The sequence below is a fragment of the Streptococcus dysgalactiae subsp. dysgalactiae genome, assembly GCF_900459225.1.
In the GTDB taxonomy this organism is placed as follows: domain Bacteria; phylum Bacillota; class Bacilli; order Lactobacillales; family Streptococcaceae; genus Streptococcus; species Streptococcus dysgalactiae.
Map to the genome: position 1 here is coordinate 1,334,928 of NZ_UHFH01000003.1, position 17,597 is coordinate 1,352,524.

The following is a 17,597-nucleotide window of genomic DNA, read 5'->3' on the forward strand; positions in this document are numbered from 1 at the left end:
TCGTTGTTGTATGTTCCCAAGATAATCCATACCTCAGGCCTTTTCTCTAGTGTTTTGTTTCCATTATACAGTTATCTTTTAAAAAATCAACTTTCATTTGAAGCTTTTTTTAAGTTCCAAGAAGCATTCCTAATTCTTTTTAAAAAATTTCAACTTTTTTTAAAAAAAGACTTGACTTTTTCTGCAAGCGGTTGCATAATAATAAGAGTAAGAAATATATCTTAGGAGGAAACAGCTATGAAATCATGGCAAAAAGTTATCGTCGGTGGTGCAAGTTTGACACTTGCAAGTACCTTATTAGTGGGATGCGGATCTGCTTCAAAAGATAAAATGGATTCAGCGTCAAGCTCTGATTCAAAAACCATCAAACTTTGGGTTCCAACTGGAGCGAAAAAATCATACGCAGATATCGTTGCTAAATTTGAAAAAGATTCTGGTTACACTGTTAAAGTGGTTGAATCAGAAGATCCAAAAGCACAAGAAAAAATCAAAAAAGATGCTTCTACTGCTGCCGATGTCTTCTCACTTCCTCATGACCAACTTGGTCAACTTGTAGAATCTGGTACTATCCAAGAAGTTCCAGAAGAATACACTAAAGAAATCGCTGCAACTGCTACTGACCAAGCGATTGTCGGTGCTCAATACAAAGGAAAAACGTATGCTTTCCCATTTGGTATTGAATCACAAGTTCTTTTCTACAATAAATCAAAATTAGCTGCTGAAGATGTTGCTTCATATGACACTATTACAACAAAAGCAACCTTTGGTGGTACCTTCAAACAAGCAAATGCTTATGCTACTGGTCCATTGTTCATGTCTGTTGGTAACACTTTGTTCGGTGAAAACGGTGAAGATGTTAAAGGCACTAACTGGGGTAACGAAAAAGGTGTTGCTGTTCTTAAATGGATTGCAGACCAAGCATCAAATAAAGGTTTTGTTAACTTAGATGCTAACAATGTCATATCTAAATTTGGTGATGGCTCAGTCGCATCATTTGAATCAGGACCATGGGATTACGAAGCTGCTCAAAAAGCTATCGGTAAAGAAAACCTAGGTATCGCTGCTTATCCAAAAGTAACCATCGGTGGCGAAACTGTTCAACAAAAAGCATTCTTGGGTGTTAAACTTTACGCAGTTAACCAAGCACCAGCTAAAGGAGATACAAAACGTATCGCTGCTAGCTACAAACTTGCTTCATACTTAACAAATGCTGAAAGCCAAGAAAACCAATTCAAGACTCGTAACATTGTTCCAGCTAACAAAGAAGTTCAATCTTCAGAAGCTGTTCAATCAAATGAACTTGCTAAAACTGTTATCACAATGGGTTCTTCTTCAGAATACACTGTCGTAATGCCAAAACTTAGCCAAATGGGAACTTTCTGGACTGAAAGCGCAGCTATCCTTAGCGACACCTTCAACGGTAAAACCAAAGAAGGCGATTACCTTGCTAAATTGCAACAATTTGACAAAGACATCGCTGCAACAAAATAATCTTATCTCGTTTTACTAATACCATATGAAAACAAGCACAGAGGTGAGTAACTTCTAGATGCCATCTGGTCTACTCATCTTTTGGGAGTGGAACTGAGCTCCATCACGTTTTGTTGGGGTTTAGTCCCACTCCTACTTGTTTTTGATGTTATGTGAGTAGCCTAGTGCTACTTAAATTTTTAACCACTTAAAGGTTTACGTAACACTTAGCTATTTGTTTTTAACAAGAGATATAACCTGATTTACCGACTCTGGTATCCTAAAATAAAGGAGAATCTATATGACTCAGTCAAGCTTGACACCACAAGTATCTGTGGCAGAAGCCCTAAAAAAAGGAAGTTGGGATATTAAGCTCTCTGCTATTATCATGGGATTTGCTAATCTCGCCAACAAGCAATTTGTCAAAGGGACACTATTTTTGCTTAGCGAATTGGTATTCCTAATCGCTTTTGTTTCTCAAATCATTCCTGCTATTGGAGGCCTCTTCACTCTTGGGACCCAAACCCAAGGCATGACCACTAAGACTATTGATGGCATCAAAATCCAAGTTGCCGTTGATGGAGATAACTCCATGCTAATGCTTATTTTTGGATTAGCATCACTCATCTTCTGCCTCGTTTTTGCTTACATTTACTGGTGTAACCTCAAAAGCGCTCGTAACCTCTACCTTCTTAAACAAGATGGTCAGAAAATCCCAAGTTTCAAAGAAGATTTTGTGACACTTGCCAATGGTCGTTTCCATATGACTTTAATGGCTATCCCACTGATTGGTGTGCTTTTATTCACCATTCTTCCTTTGATTTACATGATCTGTTTGGCCTTTACCAATTTTGATCATAATCACTTGCCTCCAAAATCTTTATTTGATTGGGTTGGTTTAGCTAACTTTGGTAATATTTTAAGTGGCCGTATGGCAGGAACTTTCTTCCCTGTCTTCTCATGGACTTTGATTTGGGCTGTTTTTGCGACAGTGACCAACTTCTTCTTTGGCATTGTCTTAGCCCTATTAATCAATACCAAGGGTCTAAAATGGAAGAAAATGTGGCGTACAATCTTTGTGATTACCATTGCTGTTCCTCAGTTTATCTCATTATTGATTATGCGGAACTTACTCAATGACGAAGGTCCACTCAATGCCCTTCTTAATAAAATCGGCTTGATTCACGACCCACTCCCATTTTTATCTGATCCTCTTTGGGCAAAATTTTCTATTATTTTCGTTAACATGTGGATTGGTATTCCTTTCACCATGTTGATTGCGACTGGGATCATCATGAACCTACCAAGTGAACAAATTGAGGCTGCTGAAATTGATGGCGCTAGCAAATTTCAAGTCTTCAAGTCTATCACATTCCCTCAAATTCTCTTGATCATGACACCAAACTTGATTCAACAGTTTATCGGAAATATCAATAACTTTAACGTTATTTATCTCCTTACTGGCGGTGGCCCAACAAATTCAGAATACTATCAGGCAGGAACTACAGACCTCCTCGTGACCTGGCTCTATAAATTAACTGTTACTGCTGCTGACTATAATTTAGCGTCAGTTATCGGTATCTTAATCTTTACGGTCTCAGCTATCTTTAGCTTACTTGCCTATACTCGAACAGCATCATACAAGGAAGGAGCGGCTAAATAATGAAAAACAAACGTCGATTTCAACTTGGCCTCGTTTATGCCACTTTAATTATCCTCTCAATCATTTGGCTCTTCCCAATTGCTTGGGTCCTTCTGACAAGTTTCCGTGGTGAAGGGACAGCCTATGTGAATTATTTTATTCCAAAAACTTTCACATTAGATCACTACATCAAGCTTTTTACCAATGAGACTTTCCCATTTGGCAGATGGTTCTTGAACACCTTTGTGGTAGCTACCTTTACTTGTATCATTTCAACCTTTATCACCGTTGCGATGGCCTATTCACTCAGCCGTATCAAGTTTAAATTCCGCAATCGCTTCTTGAAGCTGGCCCTTATTTTAAATATGTTCCCTGGTTTCATGAGCATGATTGCTATCTACTACATCTTGAAAGCTTTGGGCCTTACACAAACCTTGACAGCTCTTGTTCTGGTGTATTCAGCAGGTGCTGCTCTAGGCTTCTACATTGCTAAAGGGTTCTTTGATACTATTCCTTACTCGCTCGATGAATCAGCTATGATCGATGGAGCTACTCGGATGGATATTTTCTTCAAGATTACCCTACCTTTGTCAAAACCTATTATTGTTTATACTGCTCTTCTAGCATTCATGGGACCTTGGATTGACTTTATCTTTGCCCAAGTTATCTTAGGAGATGCTACAAGCAAATACACCGTTGCTATCGGTCTCTTTTCAATGCTTCAGCCAGATACCATTAACAACTGGTTTATGGCCTTCACTGCTGGTTCTGTCTTAATTGCCGTCCCAATCACTCTCCTCTTCATGTTTATGCAAAAATACTATGTTGAAGGAATTACAGGCGGTTCTGTTAAATAACTTACCAACATGCCAAACCTTCTAGGGGCCAGTTCCTTAGGAGGTTTTTAACGAACAAGCTAATAGCTGACCTGTTACTCACTTTTGCGAAAAGTTATAGAAATGTCCATCTTATCACCAAGACTTTGAGCCTTTCCTTGACTTTTACCCTTAATTCGGATATAACAAGACTATGACATCTAAAGTTACCATTAAAGATATTGCACGAGAAGCTGGTGTTTCTGTAGCCACTGTTTCTTACGTGTTAAATCAACGAAATGATCAGAAGATTAGCGAAGAAACTCGCAATAAAGTATTACACATCACTAACCTCCTGAACTATACCCCAAATCAAGCAGCCCGTTCTCTGGTGGCACGTCAATCCAACAGTGTTGTTCTTTATTACAAATACACTGACTCTATCCTGACCAGAGCAGAGCAACTACATACCATTAGCTGCTTATCACGATTGTTGCATGAACAGGACTATCAGCTCGTTTGCCTTAATGAAGATAGTATTGGAAAATTTGACTGGGCTGACCTTATTCTGACCTTAGATATTGAAAATGAGACCTTTTACAAAATCGGGAAACTTAATTTCAAGCCCTTAATTGCTATTGATAGCTTTGTTAATGACCCTCTCTTCTTCCAAATTAACACAAATTACGCAAACCTAAAAGACCAAGCAGATCAGTTTTTTAAGGATGAACCTTATACCCTGCTGACTCTCCCTATCAACAATCAAGAACGGTATGAGGCTATCTCCACCCTTTTTCCAAGCCTACATGTGGTTGACGACATGAGGGAGTTGCCCCGCTTTGAAAAGGAAAATCTTTTACTCATTGATGAGAGTTTGGATCAGTTCTTTGTGAACTCTTCGCAAAAACTCTACTGCCCACGTTTTTCCCCAGAAAAAGGGCAAGTTATCTTAGAGGCCATCGAGTGGGCCAAACAACGACAACTCAACAAAAATCATAACCTTCTCGTCTAATAGCACACAAAACCCCTTGCCACTTCAACTGAAGTGGCAAGGGGTTTTGATATGACATCGGTGTCAGAGTTCTCTTAGGATGGTAACGAATCTCTAAACTGTGTTTTGTAGAACACCCAGGTCAGCATTAATAAGGTACCAAATACTTGGCAATTCATAATCAATAGGGGATCCTGAATAAAGAAACTAAGAGCAATTGCCAGTAGACTTGGCCAGGCCAAACAATTGACCATCAAACCAAGACCTTCTGAAAAGTTTCGAATCATAAACAGCCGTGATCGTTTGGTCAAGGTCAAAAAGAAAGTGCCTAGACCAATCACAATAAGGCTGCCTACATACACCATGAGAACAAACGTCAACAGAATAAAACCAAGTACACTGGCTTTATTACTGTCATACCATTGCTGATTGACAAAGTCCTTCACTGCTTGAACTGTTGTTAGGTCAGCGAGCGACTGCTGCTCGCCTCTAACGTGGGCACGGAGTTCCTTGCCGTCAGGGGTAACAAAACGCCATTCTTTTTTCGTCACAATAATTTGCCTGGTTGATTCTGATGCCAATTTCTCTAAATCGACCTTTGTCGGTAAGACAGCCAAAACCACTTCACCATCTCGTCGAATCAAAGATTGACCCTGAAAGGTATTTTCCTCAAGCTTTCCTTGGGTCAATGCGTGATAGGTTTTGTCTGTGATAGGCGACAAACTCTTAGTTACAATCCGTTCCAAGGGATATGTTGTCATGTTAGCATAGTGTAACGTAACTGGAATCATTATTAAGGCGTTCAAAAAAACAATAATAAGAAGGTTTTGCCACCAAGTAAACTGAGCTCGGCTGGCAAACATTGCCCTAGGAGAAAGGCAATGTGATATGTAAGAAATAGGAAATTGTTTTTTATCTGGCATTAAACATTACTCCTTGTCAGGTTACCCTTTGGTACCACCACTTGTTAAACCTGAAACGAAATTTTTCTGTAGGAAGAAAAAGAGAACTGAAATAGGCACTGCAATCAGAATAGCTCCCGCAGCAAATAAGGTTACCTTAGGATTTCTAGCATCATTCGTAATAAACGATTGAAGACCAACTGCTACCGTATAATTTTCTTGCGCCCGTAAAAGGAATTTAGCCAACATGAAGTCTCCAAAAGGACCCATAAAAGCCCATAAGGATTGTACTGCAATCATTGGTCGCACAAGTGGAAGGACAATTTGGTAGAAGGTCCTAAAGTGTCCAGAACCATCTAACTTAGCAGATTCGTCCAAGTCATAAGGTACCGTGTCAAAATAACCCTTCATCAACCAGGCATTCATTGGAATACCACCACCGACGTAAATCAAAATCAAGAACCAGTATTGGTTTAAGGCATTAAAGAGCCAAGCCATAACAAAGTAAGCTGTTAAAGCCGCCATGGTAGGAACCATCTGTACGACTAGGAAAAAGATTAAACTTTTTTTGCGTCCAAAGAAATTGTAACGGCTATACGCATAACCTGTCAAAGTGATGACTGTTACTTGTATGAGCATGGTGAAGAATGCCACGATTAAAGTGTTCCAATACCATCTTAAGTATAAGGTATCTTGAAAGAGCGTTTTAAAGTTAGACAAGGTCCATGGCCCATCAAAATGAAAACTAAAGGCTGTGGTATTTCCTGGTCTAAAAGCTGAACTGACCGTCACTAGTATCGGGAATAAAATCACGATCGCTAAGGAGATTAGATAGAGATAGGTCAATAATTGGGTGAAGAAACGTTTGCGTTTCATGGATGTTGAAACATAGGTCTTTCTCATTATCTCTCCTCCATATCAAAAGCTTTAAATTTCTTAAAGGTAATCAAGGATACCGAAATCACTATTACAGAGATGATTAAGGTTACTGCCGACGCCATCGAAAACTGAGATGAGGTTTGTGTGGTCAACTTATAAATCCAGGAAATGAGGATATCAGTTGTCCCAGCTCCCCCCCAACAGTACCAGGGCCCCCATTATTAAACAGATAAATAATAGAAAAATTATTGAAGTTAAAAGTGTACTGTGCAATCAGCGTCGGTGCTGCAACCGCAAAAATCATTGGCATGGTGATATGACGGAATTTCTGCAAGACTGTCCCACCATCAACAGTTGCTGCTTCGTATAAATCAGCTGGAATTGCCTGTAAAATACCTGATACCAAAATATAGATATAGGGAAATCCTAGCCAACCTTGAACCATAATAACAGCCACTTTTGTCCAGAAGGGGTCTGTCTTCCAAGGCACAATTCCGAAGTCAACGAAAGGAAGGAATTTCTCGATGAAAGGAAGAACCTGAACATTCATGGCCCCAATGGAATCATTAAAGAAATTACCAAAACTCATAATAGAGATAAAGGCTGGAACAGCCCATGGTAACAAGAATATCACACCAAAGAGACGTTTTCCTTTGATAAAGGATTGATTAGCAATAACAGCCGTTGCAATTCCAATAACAATTTGAAGACTTGTTGCTGCTAATGTCCAGATCAGCGTCCATGACAAAACAGACGTAAATGCTGTTTTGAAGGTGCTTAATTCTAAGATATTAAGAAAGTTCTTCAATCCTACCCAGTCCAATAAACGATACGGAGGAATGTGCCTAAAATCGTAATTGGTAAAAGCAATCAGCAAGGTCACTAAAACTGGAAAAATAATAGCGAAAGCCATTGCTAAATAAGCCGGAATGATAAGCAAGTAAGGAAATCCTTTTTCATAAATCGCTTCAAGGGTTTCTTTAGCCGTCACCGGAACCTTCTTGCCTTCATTCATTTGACGAGCAACTAATTTAGCATCTCTCATAGCAACCAAATGAAAAATAACAAATAAGGCTAGGATAATTAATTGCATGGCCCCCTTAATTAACATAAATAAGGAGTGATCTTGCATTGGAACACTTCCAAGACTGTAAAGACCTGTTAAAGCAGGAATTGCTAGAACTACAATTTCTAGTAGTTCTAGCAAGAAAACAACTAATAAGACTCCCCCTTTAACGATTTGTTTATTGTATAGTTGTCCCAAGCCTGGGATAACAGATAGCCACATGGCTTTATTAGACTTCTGTTGTCTTTGGTTATCTATCATTTTTTATTCCTCTTTTCATAAACAATTAAGTGACTCCCCTTACTCAATGGCCTGCTTTTTCAGGTGAGCACCTAACCACTTATGTCACAATATAATCATGTTTTCCATTTAAAATGGGACTCTTAGTTAGATATCACGACATAGCCACCTTGAAGCAATTGGGCATTCTCTCTATCTACCCCATTACCGGTTAACACTTGTCCCTTATCCTTAATAGGATAATCACTCTCTCCATTGTTAAGAACAAGTGTAATGCTTTGCTCACTTAAGCTGCGTTTCAGAATGAAGCAATCTCCGTCATGATCAATGCTAATAGCTCCTTCTTGAAGAGCTGGCTGTTGGCGAAGAGCAATAATCGCTTTTACTTTGCTAAAGAAATCCTTGTCCCACTCAGCATCATCCCAGGGAAAACCGCGACGAGAATCAGGGTCGTAGCCCCCTTCCATTGCCACTTCTGTCCCATAATACAAGCAAGGAATGCCCATAAAGGTAAAGAGCAATGCTAAAGCAGCTAACAATTTATCTTTGGAACCCTTAACTTGAGTGAAGAAACGATGCGTATCATGAGAATCCAAAAGATTCAAGTTCATGCGATTAACTTGCCAAGTGTTTCGCATCAAAATGTTGCTTAATTTCTCAGCCAATTGTTTTGATGTCATGGTTTCAAAAGCAAAGTAATCCAAACAGGCTTTGGTGAAAGCATAATTCATAATCCCATCATATTGATCCCCTGCCAAATAAGGATAGGCATCATGCCAGTTCTCCCCAATTAAAATAGCATCAGCTTTTTCAGCTTTAACCGTATGACGGAAACGTCGCCAAAAATCATGAGATACTTCATCAGAAACATCTAGGCGCCAACCATCGATACCAAATTCTTTAATCCAGTATCGCCCAATCTCAATCAGATAGTCTTGAACATCTCTATTTGAGGTATTCCATTTAGGCATATAGTTACATCCAGCAAACGTCTCATAATTGACCAGTTCCATAGACGGGTGTTCATCATGAGTCATAAACCAATCAAAAAACTTAGACTCTTTACCGTATCTCAAGACATCCTGAAATTCCACGGCATCACTGCTGGCATGGTTAAAAACAGCATCTAAGATAATCTTGATTCCCATTTGGTGAGCCAAATCAATCAATTCTTGCAAATCATATTTAGTTCCAAATTGTGGATCAATAGCGTAGTAATCACTAATATCATATTTATGATTACTAATGGATTGAAAAATTGGCGTTAAATAGATGACATTAATCCCTAAATCTTTGAGGTAATCTAGTTTTTCTGTAATTCCCCTTAAATCTCCACTAGCAAAACTTTTAGGAGTCGGTTTTTCTAACCAATCCATGTTGACATAACTGTCATCTTTTTCCCAATCCCCACGGTTAAAGCGATCAACAAAGATTTGATAAAAAACCGCGTCTTTTGTTCAAGGAATGACCTGATGAACATCAACAGCATTGATATAAGGCATTTGGAAGAAATTATAAAAACCATTTGAAAAATCGTAACTAGTGGTTAACCCATCTTCACTAAAATAATAGGTTTGACCTTCTTCTTCAATTTTAAAAATATAAGCCAATCTCACATCGTCTAATGTTAAAGTGGTTTCATAATAGGCATGCGTATGGTCTGTATAGGCAACTGACATTTCCAATTCTTCTTGGAATTCATGATAACCATATTTAGGCCCGTGGACCAAATTAACAGTAATATCTTTATCTTCTTTGGCCACACGTAATCGGATGACAAGTTCCTTTTGAAATAAGGCAAAGCAATACCTCGAATCTGGAATATGTAACATTCCGGCAATATTCATTTCTACCTCCATTAATAAAGTATTGACATTGACGGTGAAGTGACCCCCAAAAGTTGGACATTATATTTTAAGTTAAGGATTGAGTTCTGTATTGCACAGGACTTAGTCCTTTTAATGTAAGTTTGATTCGTTTAGTGTTGTAGTAGTTGATATATTCTGAAATAGCTGTTTTTAATGTTTCGAGGGAAGTAAATTCCTTCTCAAACCCATAAAACATTTCTGTCTTCAATGTTCCAAAAAAAGATTCCATCATGCCGTTATCTAAGCTATTTCCTTTACGCGACATGGACGGTCTCATTCCATGCTCCTCAAGAAAATGATGGTAGTAAGTGTGTTGATATTGCCATCCTTGGTCACTATGTAAAATAGTGCCCTGGTAAGTTTGTTCAGGAAAAGCCTCGGAAAGCATCGTTTTAAGTTGTTGTAAGTTTGGCGAGGTAGATAAATGATATGCAATAATCTCACTGTTAAAGCCATCAAGAACTGGTGATAGATACAATTTTTGATCACTAGCAGGAATTGAAAACTCTGTGACATCGGTATAACACTTCTTAAGTGGTTGGGTAGCTTTAAATTGACGCTTAATGAGATTATCAGCTTTCTTGCCAACCTCACCTTTATAAGAGTTATAGCGACGTTTCGCACGGATTCTAGCTTTCAAACCAAGTTCTGTCATCAAACGTTGAACTTTCTTATGATTAACTTTATAGCCTCGATTTTTAAGTTCGAGGTGAATTCTACGGTAACCATATCTCCCTTTGTTCTCAGAATAAATATCTTGAATAGCTTCTTTTAATTCTTTGTTGTTATCTCCCTGAGTTAGACGTTTAACCTGATAATAGTAGGTTGATCGAGACAGCTTCAAAATATTAAGTAGGATTCTTAAATCAAATACATTGATTAGTCCTTGAATGATTTCTGTTGCTCTTTGAGCCTTGCTTCGACCCTCAATCGGAGTTCTCTCAACTTTTTTAGTACGGCATTCTCCGCTCTAAGGTACTCATTATCATATTGAAGACGCTCTAATTCAGTCATTTCTTCAAGTTTTCTCTTTGGTTTGCGTCCTATCTTTACAGGTCTCCCTCTTGATTTCTCAAGAATAGTATACCCGTTTTTCTTGTATTGCGCTATCCAATTAGGAAGCATTCCCTTGTTTGGTAATCCATAATCTAGAGAAACCTCTAGCTGAGACCTACCTTTCATCAGAACTTCGTTTATGATTTCCTGCTTTAGTTCAGGAGAATAATACCTATTTTTCCTTTTACAAACACTTTCCAATCCGTGTATATCAATAAGGCGGACCATGTATTGAAGGTTATACTTACTCATATTAAATGTTTGACTGATTTTAGGCCATGTCCAACCAGATTGTCGTAAGCGATAGATTTCAATTTTATCTTCATAACTTAATTTCATAGAAAAACACCCCAAAAGTTAGATTTGTTGTCTAACTTTTGGGGTGCAGTTCACGGTACTTCTTTTTCTTTAAAACGAAAAATAGCAGAACGACTCATACTTCTACATTTTTAGTATCTGTTTCATCTTCATCAAACTAAAAGAAATAGAGGCTGGGCGTACTTCTTTGTCCCAGCCTCCCTTTCTGTCTTATTTAGCGTATTTTTGTTCAATAGCTTCCTTAATAGTTTTTGCTGCTTCTTTAGCAGCTTTAGAAGCTTCTTCCTTACCAGAAGCCACGTTAAAGAACATATTTGCACCTGGTTCCCAAACTTCAGCCATTTCTGGAATATTTGGCATTGGTTGTGCGCTCTCAAACTGACTAATCACAGCTTTCGTTAACTCATTACCCTCTTTAGAAGCATAATCACGTGCTGTTAAGTTAGCTGGAATTTCTTGTGTTTTATCATAGAAACGTTTTTGGTTTTCAGCGTTGGTCACATAATAAAGGAATTTTTGAGCAGTCGTTTTTCCTTTAGAATAGTTTGAAATAACCCAAGCTTTACCACCTGCGAACGGTTGGTATTTTTTACCATTTGTCAAAGTAGGAATTTCCATGACCCCAAAGTTAACGCCAGCATCTTTAAATGAGCTAGCTGCCCATGGACCATCAATGATGACACCAGCTTTTTTAGAAATAAATTGTTCAGTGATAAAATCACCAGCTTTTTTAGTGTCTTGCATCCCTTGAGACCAAGTACCATACCACTGTTTCGCGTAGTTTAACCCTTCAACAGTTCCGCCGTTACCTAAGCCTAAATCACTTGGTTTGGTTCCTTTATCGCCAAAGACATAACCATCATAACCAGCAATCAAGCCATAACCATAATAGAAGTCTGTCCATTTCGCCAAGAAACCTACAGATTTTCCTAGTTCAGAGGCAAAAGCAAACTTAGGATCTTTTTGTAATACTTCTAATTCAGTAAAGGTTTTAGGAGCATCTGCCACTAAATCTTTATTGTAATAAGTTACCAAAGTTTCAATAACGTCTGGTGCACCATAAGTTTTACCGTCAATGGTTACTAATTTCTTAACCGTATCGTCAAACTCTTTGCTGTTTCCTAAAGTAACCTCAGCGATTTGACCTTCAGATCCTAAACCTCCCACACGGTCATAAGGTGCTAAAAAGACATCTGGTGAAGTGCCAGTTGAACCATCTGTTGATAACTTATCAAGAGTATCCATCATACCTTCTTTTTTGACTTTAACGGTGACTTTATTTTCTTTTTCAAACTCACCCTTAATGCTCTTAATGTAATCAGCATATCCCTCATCAACAGAGACTACAATAGTCTTTCCGTCTGTTTCTTTAGCGTCTTTACTACCACCACTTGTGCAAGCAGTTAGGTTTAGCACTAAAGCCAATGATAAGGTTCCAATCACAGATACTTTTTTTCCAATTCCATGACATAACATGTTCCTCCAAAAATGGTTTTTTAATGACAAATAAAATAGCTTATCAACTTAACTTCTATTTAAGCGACAAGATAGGAAGGTAACGTCAAACGACTCAAGTTGAGTTTGATCAAAATCAACTTAAACGTTTAAGTTAATTACGTTTTATCGTAATCGCTTACAAATGTCAATACCCTTTCTTAAAAAAACTGTCAGTGACTATCTTCTTTTAACTAGTTGTCTACCGCTTAACAATTGTCGTGAATCTTCTCAACTTTCTAAAGGAGAAGTTATTTTAAAAGGTTTTTAGCAAAATAAAAAAAGACCAAACAAGAATAACCTCTTCACCAGTATAACTGCGATTTGATATATGAAGAGAAATATCTTGTTTTAGTCTTATTGTTAAGCTTAGTCTTGGGAGACTAACCGCTTATTAGCCCATTCCTTACTATAAAAATAAGAATTAAGCTTATAATGTGGACTTGACTGATTGTTTTCCAAGAAAGGTTGCACTTCCTTATCAAAAGCTAACCAGCCATTCCAACCGAGATGGATAGTATCTTGCATAAAGTAGGACTCACCACCATCTTTTGAGAAGTCAGCAATGCGATGAAACCCTTGAGCTTTTAACTGATACTTAATCTTACGAACAGCTTCTTGATACTTATCTTGGTTGAGCCCTGTATATTCTGCCCAAGCTTTATTGACAGGAGTAATCACAAAGAGAACATCTGTTTTTTGTTTGGCAAATTCTGATAATAATAATTGAAAATCATTATATTCCGGCGAAGCCAGGTAACTATAATTGACCTGAAAATTTTTATAGAGGTTGTATTGAGGGGCAATGCGCTTACTATAAAAAGCATTCTTGATCCCAAAGCGGTTATTGGTCGTTGCCAATTGCCCACGTTTAGTGGCTAATTCATTTAATCGCTGGTATGAAAATACTTTTGGCAATCCTTTAACCCGTGGGAGAATCTTCCTATCGTAATTATCTGATTTACCTAAGAAACTAAAGAGAGATTCCTCTCTCAGTGCAACCTGGTGCTGCCATCTCAGGATAGCCCTATCCCACTTACTAAGAGATTGACCTTTACTGATTTTCTTCAATAAATCGGATTTGGATACGCCAGGATTAACCTCAAGTAAACGCTTAGCAGCAAATCGTGATTCTTTATCAGATTTAGCGTTTAACAAGAACTCAATGACTTGTGTATTTGACAAGTACATTTGAGCTGCTCCTGGATTAATTCCCTGCGGTGTGAACCATTGAGGAGAAACCACAAAAACCGCTTTTTGTCCTTGCATTTCCTTTGAAATTTGTTGCATGCCATAGTAATGAGATAAGGATGCAGAACCTCTTTTTCCAATTAAGAAAGGCCTATAGGTTCGATTGTAACGTTCCGCAAGAACCGAGGGATGCATACCGTCCATACGACTCCATTCACTGGAACCAAAAAACGGAACAAAGTGAATCGTTTTATCCGATAGGGCCTGCCTTTTAATCAGACCATTCTTAAAAGAACTATCACTAATGGCCACCGCATTTGAGCGTTCTTCTGTCAATGACTGATTCAGCTTTGTTGGAAAACTAAAAATAGTAATCACCACTAGGATAAAAGCTATGAAAAGAGGACCTAGGATTAACCAAAGTCTCTTAAGCATGTTGCAATTCCTCTACACCTTGAACAATCTTAGTTACCGTGTTCCAATCGTCACGACCAAATTCTGAAATTGGTACTTTAATATTGAACGTTGACTCTAACTCAACAATCAATTCAACTGTTCCTAGACTATCCAACACACCCGCATCAAACAAGTCTTCATCCATCATCTCTGAAACATCTTCCATAAACAAACGGTCAAACAATTCAATTACAGTTTCTTCAATAGACATTTTTATACTTCCTTTTATTAATGTAGTGGCCTGTTAAACCAAAGGTCATTTAAAAAACCAGAGAATAACAGAAGTGAAAACATGACAATATGGAAAGTTATCATGATACATAAGACATGGAACACCTTACTCTGAAAGAGGGGGGACAAGCCTTTTTTCTTACGGTGACGGTTGATTTCTTTTTTCTTGCGAATCCAGGCATCATTAATAACAAGTCCTACACCATGGAAAAGCCCATAGGCAATATAATACCAAGTCAGACCGTGCCAAAATCCCATCACTAACATGTTAACCAGATAGGCAACACCTGAGGTGACGTTACGATTCTTAAAGGTTTTATGCTTGATTAACAAGTGAACCAATCGCATAAACACATAATCTCTAAACCAGAAGGACAAGCTCATATGCCATCTATTCCAAAAATCTTTTAAACTTGCAGATAAGAAAGGCATATTAAAGTTTTCCGGTGTCCTAATGCCTAGCATGTAGGACATCCCAATCGCAAACATAGAATAACCCGCGAAATCAAAGAAGAGATTGAAACCATAGACATACATGACAAGGATTGTTTCCTTGTTAAAATAGCCTCCGGCCATCAGTGCTTTGTTTTCAATAATTGGAAGTAAAATACCACCTAAACAATACGAAATGATATGTTTATAGAGAAAACCAAGCATGAGGTACATGACTGCCTTGTTTAGCATACTTAAGTAGTCATTACGATCAGGAAGCTTATGATAATCTTCTTGAAAGCGTCTGAAGCGATCAATTGGCCCACTGGAAAAGGTAGGGAAAAAAATCATAAAGCGAATAAAATCTGGCAAACTAACTTCTTTAAGGGTTCCATCACGCATCTCAATAATCATTCCCACACTCTTAAAGGTCAGGTAAGAAATCCCCAAAAAACTAAAGAGGGTTTGGTTAGAAGATAGGGTTAAAGGTGCCACCTTAACACAGATAAGCGGAAACAGAGCCATTACAATAGCCAGGTAGAAGACTGCTGTACTATTGGCATTTTCACGGTATTTTTTGTAAGCAAAAACACTAACGATTTGCCAAGCGAGATAGAAGAGAAAAGCAACTAACTGTTGGTAATGATCTCCCCCAAACATAAACAAGATAAAAACCAAACTGACAAGGATTTCATAGACCGTCAGGCGTTTCTGTCTAAAAATCCCAATAATCACTGGCAAGAATGCCAAAATAAGATAAACAAAGTAAATGGGATTTCCGTAAGGTTCCATATAGGGAATATGGTCAAAGATCGTCATCATCGGTTATTGACCTCATTAATCAAAGCTTTAATATCTATCTTACCATTTGGGGTTAATGGGAGACTGTCTCGGTAAATAAACTTAGAAGGCATCATATAACTCATCATATGATCCTTAACAGAGGCTTTGATAGCTTTGGTTAACTCTAACTCTCTGTCAAAACGCTCTTTAACCCCATCTTTGACAACGATATAGGCTAAGAGATTTTGAACTTTGTGTTCCTTATTATATCTTGGAACAGCTACTGCTGAGGCAACCATTGGGGATTGATTCAACTGTTGCGACACGTCTTCCAGCTCGATGCGATAGCCAGCATATTTAATCTGAAAGTCTAAACGTCCACCATAGAGTAAGATATTATCTTCTGTTAAGGAACCAAGATCCCCTGTATGATATGCAGGCTGTCCTTTAAAAGTAAAGAAGGCTTCTGCTGTCTTATCAGGATTATTGAGATAACCTTTTGATACAGCAGGTCCTGTTACAATAATTTCCCCTTGTTCCCCTAAAGGCAATTCGTTCCCCTCTTCATCAATGATAAAAGTTGGAGAATCTGGTTTTGGGTAACCAATTGGCAAACGTGTCGAAGTCGAAACCATTTCTTTAGTAATTTCAATAGCAGACAAAGCCACAGTCGCTTCGGTTGGTCCATAGGCGTTAATAATCTTAGCATCTGGGAAGCGCTCAAAGAGTTTTCGAGCGGTCGATACCGTTAGCTCCTCACCATCAAAGTAAAAATGTGTCAAATTTGGCATCTTTTCTTGACAAAACTCATCGCTAAGCATGGCCATATCTGCAAAAGATGGCGTTGACGTCCAAATACCAACTGGCAATTGAGCAATCGTCGCAAAGAGTTGTTTAAAATCTGATACCAATTCTTTTGGAAGGGCAAATAAGGTACCACCTAAAGCTAAGGTTGGCGCCCAATACATGACTGAAAGGTCGAATGAGTACGGTGGCTGCGCTAGCATTTGTGGTTGTTTAGGAACATCAAATGCTTCATCCTCAATCATCCAGTTGGTAAAACTTAAGAGATTGTCGTGAGAAATTTGCACTCCCTTTGGTTGACCAGTCGTCCCAGAAGTAAAAATAATGTAATAATTATCATCCCCTTTAACTGGATGTGTTAGTTGGTAAGGTGTTTCTGTTGCTTTTGCCGATTCGATGTCTGCTAATGAAATCAGTGCGACCTTCTCAATAGTGATGGGTAAATCTTCAATAGCAATGACTAAACTTGGTTTAGCAATCTCAACAATAGACAAAATCCGTTCTGGTGCAGAGTGTACATCTACCGGAATATAAGCATGACCTGACTTGATCAAAGCAACAAAAGTAGCCAACATGTCATAGGTTTGTGCCCCAAAAACTAAAACAGGCGACTTTTCTGGTAATCCTAGACCATCTATATAGGCAGCAATGCTGTCAGAATCCTTTTTCAGTTGCCCATAGGTGCAACGTTCTCCCAAGCAATCATAAACTGGAAAATTAGCTTGTGTTTGAGCAAAATATTCAATGCTGTCAATCATATCCTTAATCATCAGTCCATCTCCTAAAATTCATTATAAATAAAGTTACTTTGACCATGTCCTAGGTAACCAAAGAAATAGACCAGCAACATAAAAATCAGATAAAATAAGGCTATTTTACCGATAAAAACGGCTACTTCCCTCATTCTTGATTTATTTTTTATCATACTTTACCTTCTTGTATTAGTGAAATAATGTACT

General features: G+C 38.2%; 13 protein-coding genes and 2 pseudogenes. 4 read left to right on the top strand and 11 right to left on the bottom strand.

The genetic code is table 11. From position 1 onward, the window contains the following. Window positions 1-237: 237 nt before the first annotated feature. The 4 genes from DYD17_RS06980 to DYD17_RS06995 all read left to right on the top strand — a co-directional run bounded on the left by DYD17_RS06980 (window position 238) and on the right by DYD17_RS06995 (window position 4,939). Complete coding sequence (locus tag DYD17_RS06980) at window positions 238-1,491, top strand: extracellular solute-binding protein (RefSeq protein ID WP_003051311.1); 1,254 nt, start codon at window positions 238-240, stop codon at window positions 1,489-1,491. 280 nt (window positions 1,492-1,771) lie between these two features. Further along, on the top strand, window positions 1,772-3,133 hold the full coding sequence (locus DYD17_RS06985) for a carbohydrate ABC transporter permease (protein WP_003051313.1): 1,362 nt from the start codon (window positions 1,772-1,774) through the stop codon (window positions 3,131-3,133). Further along, window positions 3,133-3,969: a sugar ABC transporter permease gene (locus DYD17_RS06990; protein ID WP_003051318.1), complete on the top strand. Its 837-nt coding sequence runs from the start codon at window positions 3,133-3,135 to the stop codon at window positions 3,967-3,969. The genes DYD17_RS06985 and DYD17_RS06990 overlap by 1 nt, the downstream gene beginning before the upstream one ends. A gap of 172 nt (window positions 3,970-4,141) precedes the next feature. Beyond that, on the top strand, window positions 4,142-4,939 hold the full coding sequence (locus DYD17_RS06995; protein ID WP_003051320.1) for a LacI family DNA-binding transcriptional regulator: 798 nt from the start codon (window positions 4,142-4,144) through the stop codon (window positions 4,937-4,939). A gap of 74 nt (window positions 4,940-5,013) precedes the next feature. On the opposite strand, the gene DYD17_RS11200 is transcribed toward DYD17_RS06995, so the two are convergent. The 11 genes and pseudogenes from DYD17_RS11200 to DYD17_RS07050 all read right to left on the bottom strand — a co-directional run bounded on the left by DYD17_RS11200 (window position 5,014) and on the right by DYD17_RS07050 (window position 17,563). Further along, on the bottom strand, window positions 5,014-5,841 hold the full coding sequence (locus DYD17_RS11200) for a DUF1189 domain-containing protein (RefSeq protein ID WP_115252949.1): 828 nt from the start codon (window positions 5,839-5,841) through the stop codon (window positions 5,014-5,016). A gap of 21 nt (window positions 5,842-5,862) precedes the next feature. After that, the gene (locus DYD17_RS07005; protein WP_003051326.1) at window positions 5,863-6,723 is read right to left on the bottom strand and encodes a sugar ABC transporter permease; all 861 of its coding nucleotides are present in this window, start codon (window positions 6,721-6,723) and stop codon (window positions 5,863-5,865) included. Beyond that, window positions 6,723-8,026, bottom strand: a pseudogene (locus DYD17_RS07010) (ABC transporter permease subunit). The gene DYD17_RS07005 and the pseudogene DYD17_RS07010 overlap by 1 nt, the downstream one beginning before the upstream one ends. Window positions 8,027-8,148: 122 nt before the next feature. Then, window positions 8,149-9,852 (bottom strand): annotated as a pseudogene (locus tag DYD17_RS07015) (glycoside hydrolase family 13 protein). A gap of 67 nt (window positions 9,853-9,919) precedes the next feature. After that, window positions 9,920-11,268 (bottom strand): IS3 family transposase gene (locus tag DYD17_RS07020; protein WP_115252789.1). Its coding sequence is split into 2 segments (ribosomal slippage): window positions 9,920-10,827 and window positions 10,827-11,268, totalling 1,350 coding nucleotides; the frame shifts between segments, so codons are not numbered across the junction. Window positions 11,269-11,457: 189 nt separating this feature from the next. After that, window positions 11,458-12,723, bottom strand: a complete 1,266-nt coding sequence (locus tag DYD17_RS07025) for an extracellular solute-binding protein (protein WP_003051330.1) — start codon at window positions 12,721-12,723, stop codon at window positions 11,458-11,460. Between the two features lie 387 nt (window positions 12,724-13,110). Next, on the bottom strand, window positions 13,111-14,367 hold the full coding sequence (dltD, locus tag DYD17_RS07030) for a D-alanyl-lipoteichoic acid biosynthesis protein DltD (protein WP_003051332.1): 1,257 nt from the start codon (window positions 14,365-14,367) through the stop codon (window positions 13,111-13,113). Next, a complete protein-coding gene (gene dltC, locus DYD17_RS07035; RefSeq protein WP_002984216.1) occupies window positions 14,360-14,599 on the bottom strand; it encodes a D-alanine--poly(phosphoribitol) ligase subunit DltC in 240 nt (79 codons plus the stop codon). The genes dltD and dltC overlap by 8 nt, the downstream gene beginning before the upstream one ends. Before the next feature lie 17 nt (window positions 14,600-14,616). Continuing rightward, window positions 14,617-15,873, bottom strand: coding sequence for a D-alanyl-lipoteichoic acid biosynthesis protein DltB (gene dltB, locus DYD17_RS07040; protein ID WP_003051335.1), 1,257 nt, complete (start codon window positions 15,871-15,873; stop codon window positions 14,617-14,619). Next, window positions 15,870-17,408, bottom strand: a complete 1,539-nt coding sequence (dltA, locus tag DYD17_RS07045; protein WP_003051338.1) for a D-alanine--poly(phosphoribitol) ligase subunit DltA — start codon at window positions 17,406-17,408, stop codon at window positions 15,870-15,872. Before dltA ends, dltB begins: the two co-directional genes overlap by 4 nt. 11 nt (window positions 17,409-17,419) lie before the next feature. Then, window positions 17,420-17,563 carry a teichoic acid D-Ala incorporation-associated protein DltX gene (locus tag DYD17_RS07050; RefSeq protein WP_003051342.1) on the bottom strand — a complete coding sequence of 48 codons (144 nt, stop codon included), beginning with the start codon at window positions 17,561-17,563 and terminating at the stop codon, window positions 17,420-17,422. Window positions 17,564-17,597: the final 34 nt, after the last annotated feature.

Coding starts and splice junctions, on each gene's coding strand:
- DYD17_RS06985 (WP_003051313.1), top strand. CDS start 1,772: ATGACTCAGTCAAGCTTGACACCACAAGTATCTGTGGCAGAAGCCCTA.
- DYD17_RS07050 (WP_003051342.1), bottom strand. CDS start 17,563: ATGATAAAAAATAAATCAAGAATGAGGGAAGTAGCCGTTTTTATCGGT.
- dltC (WP_002984216.1), bottom strand. CDS start 14,599: ATGTCTATTGAAGAAACTGTAATTGAATTGTTTGACCGTTTGTTTATG.
- DYD17_RS11200 (WP_115252949.1), bottom strand. CDS start 5,841: ATGCCAGATAAAAAACAATTTCCTATTTCTTACATATCACATTGCCTT.
- dltD (WP_003051332.1), bottom strand. CDS start 14,367: ATGCTTAAGAGACTTTGGTTAATCCTAGGTCCTCTTTTCATAGCTTTT.
- DYD17_RS07025 (WP_003051330.1), bottom strand. CDS start 12,723: ATGTTATGTCATGGAATTGGAAAAAAAGTATCTGTGATTGGAACCTTA.
- DYD17_RS06980 (WP_003051311.1), top strand. CDS start 238: ATGAAATCATGGCAAAAAGTTATCGTCGGTGGTGCAAGTTTGACACTT.
- DYD17_RS06995 (WP_003051320.1), top strand. CDS start 4,142: ATGACATCTAAAGTTACCATTAAAGATATTGCACGAGAAGCTGGTGTT.
- dltB (WP_003051335.1), bottom strand. CDS start 15,873: ATGATGACGATCTTTGACCATATTCCCTATATGGAACCTTACGGAAAT.
- DYD17_RS06990 (WP_003051318.1), top strand. CDS start 3,133: ATGAAAAACAAACGTCGATTTCAACTTGGCCTCGTTTATGCCACTTTA.
- dltA (WP_003051338.1), bottom strand. CDS start 17,408: ATGATTAAGGATATGATTGACAGCATTGAATATTTTGCTCAAACACAA.
- DYD17_RS07005 (WP_003051326.1), bottom strand. CDS start 6,723: ATGAGAAAGACCTATGTTTCAACATCCATGAAACGCAAACGTTTCTTC.